The 5929-nt window shown below is 63.4% G+C and carries 6 protein-coding genes; 2 read left to right on the forward strand and 4 right to left on the reverse strand.

The window, feature by feature from the left end:
* On the reverse strand, positions 1-922 hold a 922-nt coding region (locus tag VD811_00850), incomplete at its 3' end, for a thiamine biosynthesis protein (GenBank protein ID HXV19519.1).
* A 179-nt stretch (positions 923-1101) separates the two neighbouring features.
* On the opposite strand from VD811_00850, the gene moaA reads away from it, so the two are divergent.
* Complete coding sequence (gene moaA / locus VD811_00855; GenBank protein HXV19520.1) at positions 1102-2082, forward strand: GTP 3',8-cyclase MoaA; 981 nt, start codon at positions 1102-1104, stop codon at positions 2080-2082.
* A 292-nt stretch (positions 2083-2374) separates the two neighbouring features.
* Complete coding sequence (locus VD811_00860; GenBank protein ID HXV19521.1) at positions 2375-2773, forward strand: DUF302 domain-containing protein; 399 nt, start codon at positions 2375-2377, stop codon at positions 2771-2773.
* A gap of 82 nt (positions 2774-2855) precedes the next feature.
* Here the strand turns inward: VD811_00860 and VD811_00865 are convergent, their stop codons facing one another.
* The 3 genes from VD811_00865 to VD811_00875 all read right to left on the reverse strand — a co-directional run.
* Positions 2856-3173 (reverse strand): c(7)-type cytochrome triheme domain-containing protein, encoded by a 318-nt coding sequence (locus VD811_00865; GenBank protein HXV19522.1) that lies wholly within the window; start codon positions 3171-3173, stop codon positions 2856-2858.
* Positions 3174-3555: 382 nt separating this feature from the next.
* Complete coding sequence (locus VD811_00870) at positions 3556-4824, reverse strand: (Fe-S)-binding protein (protein HXV19523.1); 1269 nt, start codon at positions 4822-4824, stop codon at positions 3556-3558.
* A 16-nt stretch (positions 4825-4840) separates the two neighbouring features.
* Positions 4841-5929 (reverse strand): FAD-linked oxidase C-terminal domain-containing protein (locus VD811_00875; GenBank protein HXV19524.1); only part of this gene is annotated, 1089 nt, incomplete at its 5' end.

A 5929-nucleotide genomic window follows, 5' to 3' on the forward strand; every position in this document is an offset into this window, starting at 1 on the left:
GGAGTTGCTCGTCGCCCTGCAGCAGGAGGATTTCGACCTGCGGCTCATTTTGTCCCTTGCCGTAGGCGGCGACAATGGCGGCGGCCAACTCCAGGTCGGTGGCCTCGGGCCGACCGCTGACCAGGCCCAGGGGACCGGTGAAGGAGGTGGCGCGCAGCAGAATGTCGGTCGGTCTGGCGATCCCCTTGATTTTTTCGTTGCTCTCCTGGTCGCGGCCGAGGGTCAGCCGGGCGTTGGGGGAGAGGCGGAACTGCCGGCCGAGCTTGAGCAGTTCCACGTCGGTGACGGTAGCCCCCGGCTGGTGCACGAAGAGGTCCCGCAGGCGTCCCGAGAAGGACTTTTCGGTGAGCAGGCAGCCGCCGCCGGAGGGGGGGTAGTCGGTCAGCCCCCAGGCTTCGGCAAACTCTGCCTGGCGGCGGCGGGAGCGGCCCTGGATGTCGAGCAGACGGCTGCGGTCGACCAGCCCCTCTTTCTCCATCGGCGTCTCCGGCAGGAGCCGGGCGCTCATGGGGCGCAGGATGCGTCCGGCCATCCCGGAATGCTTGGCCACCGCCTGCAGGGCGCTCAGGTTCTGGCTCATGGGCCGCTGACCCAGCACCTCGCCGGAGAAGAGAAAATCGAACCCCTGCTCCGCCAGGATCTCGCCGGCGAGGCGGAACATCATGGCGTGGCAGTCGATGCAGGGGTTCATGTTCTTGCCGTAGCCGTAAACCGGATTTTTCACCATCTCCAGGTGAACCTCGCCGATCGGCTTGACGATCAGGGGAATGTCCATCTTCCGTGCCGCTTTTTCGGCCTTGGCGGAACCGAAAAAGGGGGTGACGAAAGCGATGCAGGTCACTTCCACTCCCTGCCGTTTCAGCGCCAGCGCCGCCAGGCTGCTGTCGAGGCCGCCGGAGAGAAGTCCCAGTGCTTTGCTCATGATGTGCCTCCGAAAAACTTTACCGTTTAGCTGTTCAAGGGGTTAGAAAATAACACAAAAAAGCCCGCCGGCTCAAGTTGAAACAAAAGACGGCGTGACGGGTTGCTCCGCCGGGGCGAGAAATGCTATAGTGGCGAAAAATCCTCGATCCCTTCGCTGTTTACAGCCGTGGAGGCCCCTTGAAAGACAATTTCGGTCGCACCATCGATTACCTGCGCCTCTCGGTGACGGATCGGTGCAATCTGCGCTGCCGGTACTGCATGCCCGAGGAAGGGGTACCCTCCATCCCTCACGATGCAATCCTTTCCTACGAGGAGTTGCTGCGCATTGCCGCCGCCGCTGTTCGTCTCGGGGTTCGGAAAATCAGGGTCACCGGCGGTGAGCCGCTGGTGCGCCGGGGGATCGTCGACTTCGTGCGGCAGCTGGCCGCTCTGCCGGGGGCTCCCGAAGTCGTTTTGACCACCAACGGGCTGCGTCTGGCCGAACTGGCCGAAGAGCTCAAGGCGGCGGGGCTATCACGGGTCAATGTCAGTCTCGATACGCTCCGGGAAGAGCGTTTTGCGGGCATCACCCGGCGGGAAGGGCTGGCCCGCGTGCTGGACGGCCTGCAGGCGGCCGAGCGAGTCGGTCTTGGCCCGATCAAGGTCAACATGGTGCCGATTCTGGGGGTGAACGAAGACGAAATCGTTGATTTCGCCCGCCTGACCCTGCGCCATCCCTGGGAAATCCGCTTCATCGAGTACATGCCGGTGAGCGACAACCTGGGCTTTGCCCCGGAGCAGCGCTTTTCCGCACCGGCCATCATGGAGGAGCTGTCCCGGCTCGGGATCCTGCTGCCCATCCCCCGCTCGGGTCCGGCGGGCCCGGCACGCCTGTTCCGCTATTCCGACGCGGTGGGGCGCCTGGGAGTCATCCCCGCGGTTTCCAGCCATTTCTGCGGCGAATGCAATCGCTTGCGCGTTACCGCCGACGGCCGGATACGCCCCTGCCTCTTCTCCGACCAGGAAATAGACCTGAAGGAAGCCCTGCGCATCGCCAACAGCGACCAGGCTCTGGAAGCCCTTCTTGCCGCCGCCACTGGCGCCAAGCCAGAAAAGCACCGCATCGGCGATGCGGATTTCCAGCCTGGTGAGCGCAACATGCACGGAATCGGCGGTTGACCTCCCGGTAATTCGCTTGTTACCGCGCCCATCCACCCTCCTCCTGCAACACCTGCGTCAACTGCGTAAGGCTCCTTCCTCATTACGGGTTTGCCCGGAAGCCGGAACCGTTTCCGAATCTTCGGTGGTGTCCATCGCCGCGGGGAAAAGAAGTTGTTCGAGGTGAAAAATTGTGATATCTAATAGATTAATTTGACGTAATTGTTTGGCAGCCCTTCTGTTTCAACGATCGTCTGTGGGAGAGACTGTCCGGCGACAGTTCCACAAGGCATCCTCCAAAAGGATTCACGGTATGCAGAATGCCTGCCCATACGGTTTCGGCAAGACGGTCGCACTCGATTACGCGCGAGCGCTGGACAAGTTGTTGGGACTCTTCCAGGAGCGGGGCTTCAGCATCCTTTTTCAGGTCGACATGCAGGAGGCTCTCCGGCAGGAGACCGGTGCCGGCTTTCGCCGCTACATGATCATCGGCGCCTGTCCGCCGGCCTTCGCTCGCCGGGCCTTCAATGCCGACAGCAATATCGGCCTGCTGCTTCCCTGCAATGTCGTCGTTTATGAGGAGGAAGGGGGGCAGAGCACGGTCATGGCGATGGATCCCGCCTATCTGATGGACATGGTGCGGGTTCCCGAGGCGATCGAGGTCGCCATCGAGATCAGAGAAGAATTCGAGGCGCTCATCGAGATGATGTAGTCTGGAGGGGCGTGGTTCAAGACGATGATAAAAGGGGGAGCGGCCAACGGCCGTTCCCCCTTTTATCATGCGGGTTGGCGGATCAGGGTTTGATGTGGCAGCGGGCGCAGTTGCCCGCCGGAGCGAAGGCCCGCTTGCCGTTGTGGCAGACGCCGCAGAGCCGGCCGGCGTAGATCTCCTCCATGGTGATCTGGATGGTTCCCTGTTTCATTTTGGGAAACATCTGATCGTTGTGGCATTCCTTGCAGACCGCACCGGCGTCCTTGTGCACCTTGCCGTCGAACATGACCTTGCCCATCGGGCCGCCCTTGAACTCGAGGACCGTACCGGGCGATACCGCCAGTGCCGTTCCGGTGGAAAGCAACAGTGCCAGCAGGCCGGGAAGGAAGGATTTGCGCATCGTTTGTTCTCCTGTGTGGGGTGGCGATGGGAAAATAGATCGTACAGGCCACTATTATGCCGCAAAACCTGGCAAAGGCAACCGGGGGTGGACTTTTCGCCGGTGACTGAATCGATGAACCAAGGCTGGTCGCGGGAGATTTAAGGCAAAAAAAGACGCCCCGCCGGATTTCCGGGGGGCGTCTCAGGTTTCAGGCCGTCAGGCAGCCCCCGGACTCAGCGGGGGCAGACGTCGGCAGCCTTCTTTGCACCGGGTTACGGGACGGAGCATGTAGATAGTGGTCCACATATGTAGCACTCCTTTCCGGGGAAAACCCCTTCTCGTTGATTGCTCGATTATACGGGCATTGCGTGGCCGAACACAAGGGGGCGGCCGAATTTTTCTATTCCGGCAACTCCGGCAGCGCCTCCGCCAGCAGTTCCAGGATGTGCACCGCCCGGGCGCTGCCGCCGGCATGGTTGATCGAATCCTGCAGCTGCATGATGCAGCCCGGACAGTCGGTAGCGACCAGTTCGGCGCCGGATTCGCTGATGCTGGCCGCCTTCTTGGCGCCGATCTGCTTGCTGGTTTCGTAGTGGTAGACCGAGTAGGTGCCGCCGAGCCCGCAGCAGGTACCGGCCGCGGCCATTTCGATGAACTCGACCTGCGGCAGCGCCTTGAGGATCGCCCGCGGCTCTTTGGTGATGCCCTGGGTGCGCAGGTGGCAGGGGTCGTGGTAGGTGACCCGGCTGCGTCTGGCCGCTTTCGGCAGCGCCGAGAGTTTTTCGGCCAGGCCCTGCTCGACGAGAAAGACGAAGATGTCCCGGGTCTTCGCCCCGAGCTGCCGGTATCCCTCGCCCAGATCGCCGTAGACTTTGCCGATACCGGCGTTGCAGGAAGCGCAGGCGGTCACGACGTAATCGACCTTGTGCCGGGTGAGGGCGGCAAGGTTCTGGGCCGCCAGCTTCTCGACCGTTCCGGCCGCTCCGGCGCTCACCGCCGGCAGCCCGCAGCAGGCCTGGTCCTTCGGGATGATGACGGTCACGCCGAGAAATTTCAGCGCCTGCAGGAAGGCCTCGCCCACCGCCGGGTACATGTAGTTGATGCCGCAGCCGGTGAAGAAGGCGACGGTCGGCTGCCCCGCCTGGCCGGGAATCACCTCGGGCACGCGCTCGCGGAAGGGGCGGGCGGTGATCGGCGGCAGGGTGCGGTCCGCTTCCAGGTAGGGAGCGGGGAAGCGCAGGCGCAGGCCACTGTCCTTCGGCAGCTTTTTGAACAGCAGCGCGGAGAGCGCCCCGCCGGTCTTCGCCAGGGCGTTCATCAGCTTGGGCCGGCCAAGGACGGCGGCGACCCCCTTGCCGAAGCTGGAGAGCCCCTTCTGCTCGGCGATGCGCCGGCGCACCGCGGCGACGATTTCGTCGGTCGGCACCTTGTTGGGACACTGGGCCTCGCAGCTGCCGCAGAGCAGGCACTGGCTCATGTCCTCGAGCACCTTCGCTTCGAGGTCGACCTCGCCGGCGAGCAGCGACTGGGCCAGGGCCACCTTGCCCCGGGCGACCCGGCCTTCGTATTTTTCCGCGGCGAACACCGGGCAATGGGCGCGGCAGGCGCCGCACTTGACGCACTGCTCGATCTCTTCGCGGAACTCTTCGAGTTGTTTCAGTTTGCTCATTTAAATTCCAGGGACATCAATCCAGGAAGATCTTCCCGGGATTGAGAATGTTGTTCGGGTCGAGCGCCTTCTTGATGGTCTTCATATAGGCGGCGGCCTGCTCGCTGATCTCCAGCGGGATGTAGGGGGCCTTGGCGATGCCGACACCGTGCTCGCCGCTCATGGTGCCGCCGAGTTCGAGGGCCCCCTTGAAGACCTCCTCGATCGCCTGCTCCGCCTTTTCCAGTTCGCCCGGCACCTTCTTGTCGATCATGATGTTGACGTGGATGTTGCCGTCGCCTGCGTGGCCGAAGTTGACGATCGGGATGCCGTGGCGCTCGGCGATGGCGTCGATCCTGCGGATCATCTCCGGTACCTTGGAGCGCGGCACGCAGATGTCCTCGTTGAACTTGTCGGGGTTGACCTTGCGCAGCGAGGCCGACACCGAGCGGCGGATCTGCCAGAGCGCTTCGCTCTCGGCCGGCGTCTCGGCGATGCGGGTCTCGACCACCCCGAGGGGCTGGATGATCCCGACGATTTTTTTCGCCTGCTTGTCGAGGAACTCCTGGTCGCCGTCGACCTCGATGATCAGCACGGCGCGGGCGCTCTCGGGCACCTGCAGGCCGGTCGCCTGGCGGACGCAGTCGATGGTGCGGCCGTCCATGAACTCGAGGGTGGTCGGGATGATCTTGCCGCGGATGATCGCCGAGACCGCCTGCGCCGCGCCGTCGATGGAGTCGAAGAGCACCAGCATGGTCTTTTTCGCCTCGGGCAGCGGCAGCAGCTTGATGACGATCTTGGTGATGATCCCCAGGGTCCCTTCCGAGCCGCACATCAGCTTGGTCAGGTCGTAGCCGACCACCCCCTTCATGGTCGGGCCGCCGGTGGTGATGACGTCCCCTTGCGGAGTCACCACTTCCAAGCCGAGGATGTAGTCCTTGGTGACGCCGTACTTGACGCAGCGTGGGCCGCCGGCGCACTCGGCGACGTTGCCGCCGAGGGTGGAAAACTTCAGCGAAGCCGGGTCGGGCGGGTAGAAGAGGCCGACCTTCTCCACCGCCAGCTGGAACTGCTCGGTGACGACCCCCGGCTCGACGGTGGCAACCAGGTTTTCCTGGTCGATCTC

It is taken from the genome of Desulfuromonadales bacterium (genome assembly GCA_035620395.1).
Classification (GTDB): Bacteria; Desulfobacterota; Desulfuromonadia; order Desulfuromonadales; family DASPGW01; genus DASPGW01.

What these genes read in the sequence shown, in the direction of transcription:
- VD811_00860 (HXV19521.1), top strand. Translation starts at nt 2,375, where the DNA reads ATGCAGAATGCCTGCCCATACGGTTTCGGCAAGACGGTCGCACTCGAT.
- VD811_00865 (HXV19522.1), bottom strand. Translation starts at nt 3,173, where the DNA reads ATGCGCAAATCCTTCCTTCCCGGCCTGCTGGCACTGTTGCTTTCCACC.
- VD811_00870 (HXV19523.1), bottom strand. Translation starts at nt 4,824, where the DNA reads ATGAGCAAACTGAAACAACTCGAAGAGTTCCGCGAAGAGATCGAGCAG.